We start from the raw sequence: 986 nt of genomic DNA on the forward strand, positions 1-986 counted from the left end.
ATCAAAGACATAGCAAGAATTGCCGGTGTGTCGCATGGGACTGTCTCGAATGTGCTCAATGGCAGAGGGAATGTAAGCGTCGAGAAGATTGAAGCGGTTCAACGTGCAGCCCGAGAAGTTGGCTATCAGTTGAATGCGCAGGCGCAATCGTTGAGAGCCAGCAAAAGTCAGGGAGTGGCATTGATTCTGCCCGACATCAATGCCGAACAGTACTTTCAACTCTATCGGGGATTGCATCAGGTTTGGCAGCCTTCATTAAGCGAACCGATCGACCTTTACCTGACCAACGATCTGCCTAATCTTGAGCTGGAGATTCTGCAAACGCTGGCGGCAAAGTCTTATCAGGCTGTTGTCTCGGTCAGTTGCCTGAATGACAGTCAGCCCTATTACGACTTGCTCAGGCTTTCCCCGGAAAATATTTTGTTTGCATATCGCCAGCCTGTCGGCGCAGTTTGTTATTTTAGCCTTGACTATGTCACTGCAGGCGAAGAAATAGCGAGGAGGGCGCTGGCGCAGCAGCCGGGCCATATTGGTGTTTTTTGCGAACGTCTGGAATTTTCCCATAGCGCGAGCTTTACTCAGGCGATACAGGAAACCTGCCGGGAATTAAGTCCGCATACGAAGCTTACGATTTTACCTGCACATGCCAGTGAAGCTAACACCGTCGCTTTTGACTTTTTTCGCGGGGCAATTCCCGATCTGTTTATTGTCCAGGACTCTGAGAGAACGCGAGCACTGACGCAAGCAGCCTGGTTTGGTAGCTCCCAGTCCTGCCCGCCGATATTGCAACTGAGTGATAATCTCCCTGCATCCTTCGACGGGATCACCAGCTACCAGATGGATTATGGTCGCCTGGGGACAACTATTGCCTCCAGTATTCGCCTGCCTAAAAGTAAAGAAAAGCATCGTATTCTGACAAATTGCGGTTTTTCCTGGAATGGACAGTACGTGCCGCCGCCTGAAACAGAGGCGACGCTGAATATGTT

At 50.6% G+C, this 986-nt stretch carries 1 protein-coding gene; it reads left to right on the top strand.

Features of this window, described 5'->3' with window-relative positions; all coding sequences use genetic code 11:
• A partial coding sequence (locus KQJ18_RS24130; protein WP_253297564.1) for a LacI family DNA-binding transcriptional regulator occupies window positions 1-986 on the top strand: 986 nt, incomplete at both ends.

The sequence above is a fragment of the Citrobacter sp. S55_ASV_140 genome (genome assembly GCF_018919505.1).
Lineage (GTDB): Bacteria > Pseudomonadota > Gammaproteobacteria > Enterobacterales > Enterobacteriaceae > Citrobacter > Citrobacter werkmanii.